At 69.5% G+C, this 2,214-nt stretch carries 2 protein-coding genes; both read left to right on the top strand.

The genetic code is table 11. From position 1 onward, the window contains the following. The first annotated feature begins 110 nt into the window (after positions 1 to 110). The gene (gene clpX / locus ACFU0Y_RS17960) at positions 111 to 1,406 is read left to right on the top strand and encodes an ATP-dependent Clp protease ATP-binding subunit ClpX (RefSeq protein ID WP_380216300.1); all 1,296 of its coding nucleotides are present in this window, start codon (positions 111 to 113) and stop codon (positions 1,404 to 1,406) included. A 63-nt stretch (positions 1,407 to 1,469) separates the two neighbouring features. Further along, entirely contained in the window at positions 1,470 to 2,066 is a 597-nt protein-coding gene (locus ACFU0Y_RS17965; RefSeq protein ID WP_380216302.1) for a DsbA family protein, read from the top strand. The last annotated feature ends 148 nt before the right edge of the window (positions 2,067 to 2,214 follow it).

The following is a 2,214-nucleotide window of genomic DNA, read 5'->3' on the forward strand; positions in this document are numbered from 1 at the left end:
GCCGCGACCCGACCGGTCGCGGCGCACCGGGGTGTCCCGGTGTTGGGGCGGAACCCGGTCCTCGCCTATCCTGGACGAGGATTCCCGTACCCCGACCAGAGGACTGATTCATGGCGCGCATCGGCGAGACCGCGGATCTGCTCAAGTGCTCCTTCTGCGGCAAGAGCCAGAAGCAGGTCCGCAAGCTCATCGCGGGCCCGCGCGTCTACATCTGCGACGAGTGCATCGAGCTGTGCAACGAGATCATCGAGGAGGAGCTGAGCGAGGTCAAGGACCTCGAGCAGCAGGAGCTGCCCACGCCCCACGAGATCTACCAGCACCTCCACCAGTACGTGATCGGGCAGGAGACGGCCAAGCGCGCGCTGGCCGTGGCCGTGTACAACCACTACAAGCGGGTCCGTGCCGGTGAGAACGGCAAGCCCCTGTCCCTGGCCACGGCGGCCGGGGACGAGGACGTGGAGATCGCCAAGTCCAACATCCTGCTGGTCGGGCCCACCGGTTCCGGCAAGACGTACCTGGCGCAGTCGCTGGCCCGCAAGCTCGACGTGCCCTTCGCGGTCGCGGACGCCACGTCCCTCACGGAGGCCGGCTACGTCGGCGAGGACGTCGAGAACATCCTGCTCAAGCTGATCCAGGCCGCGGACTACGACGTCAAGCGCGCCGAGACGGGCATCATCTACATCGACGAGATCGACAAGATCTCCCGCAAGTCCGAGAACCCCTCGATCACCCGCGACGTCTCCGGCGAGGGCGTGCAGCAGGCGCTGCTGAAGATCCTCGAGGGCACCGTGGCCTCGGTGCCGCCGCAGGGCGGGCGCAAGCACCCGCAGCAGGAGTTCATCCAGATCGACACCACCAACGTGCTGTTCATCGTGGCCGGGGCCTTCGCCGGGCTCGAGGACATCGTGGACTCCCGGGCCGGGCGCACGAGCATCGGCTTCGGCGCGGAGCTGCGCCAGAGCGGTCCGCGCGACGAGGTGATGGCCGACGTGATGCCGGAGGACCTGCTCAAGTTCGGCCTGATCCCGGAGCTCATCGGCCGCCTGCCCGTGGTGACCACCCTGCGGGAGCTCTCGGTGGCCGATCTCGCCCGCATCCTCACCGAGCCCCGCAACGCGCTCGTGAAGCAGTACAAGAAGATGTTCCAGCTGGACGGCGTGGAGCTGACGTTCGACCCCGAGGCGCTGACCGCGGTCGCCGAGCTCGCGATCCAGCGGGGCACCGGTGCCCGCGGGCTGCGGGCCATCCTCGAGGACGTGCTCCAGCCCGTCATGTTCGAGCTCCCCAGCCGGGACGACATCGCCGCCGTGCTGGTCACCGCGGAGGCCGTGGCCAAGCAGGCCGAGCCGGAGATCATCACGCACGAGATGATCCGCGAGGAGCAGAACCGGAACAAAACCGCCTGAGCCGTGGCTTCTACCCGGTGACGCGTCCGCCACCCCGGCGGACGCCCGCACGAGAGGAAACCGATGACGGACAAGGTGGAGTTCTGGTTCGACCCCCTGTGCCCCTGGGCCTGGATGACCTCGCGCTGGATGGAGGAGGTCGAACGGCTGCGCGACGTCGAGGTGGACTGGCGGATCATCTCGCTGGGCATCCTCAACGAGGACAACCCCGAGAACCACCACCACGGCCACGAGGAGTCGATGTGGCTCGTGCGCGTGGTCGAGGCCGCGGCCCGCGCCCACGGTCACGAGTACAACAAGAAGCTCTACGACGCGATGGGCACGCGGCGCCATCCCGGAGGGATCGAGGACCTGGAGCGGATCATCACCGAGTCCCTCGAGGAGGTCGGTCTGCCCGCGGAGCTCGCCGAGGCCCGGCACGCCACCGAGTACGACGACGCCCTGCGCGCCTCCACCGAGGCCGCCCAGGCGGTCGCCGGCGAGGACATCGGCACGCCCTGCATCTCCGTCAACGGCGTGGGCTTCTTCGGCCCGGTCTTCACCCCGGCGCCCCGGGGCGAGGACGCCGCCCGGGTCTGGGACGGCTGCCTGGCCCTGGTCTCCCACCACGGGTTCTACGAGCTCAAGCGCGGTCGTGACGAGGGCCCGAACTTCGACTGAGCAGCGGCCCCGGCAACGGCCTGCCGAGCTTCCCGGGCCAGGGCGGCGGGGGAAGCGGCAAGGGCGGCGGCGCGAGCACGAACCTCGCCGTCGACATGGTCAACGGCATCTCGCTGACGGTCCCGGACGGCTGGACGGGCGGCACCAC

It is taken from the genome of Kocuria sp. NPDC057446 (assembly GCF_042802875.1).
Lineage (GTDB): Bacteria > Actinomycetota > Actinomycetes > Actinomycetales > Micrococcaceae > Kocuria.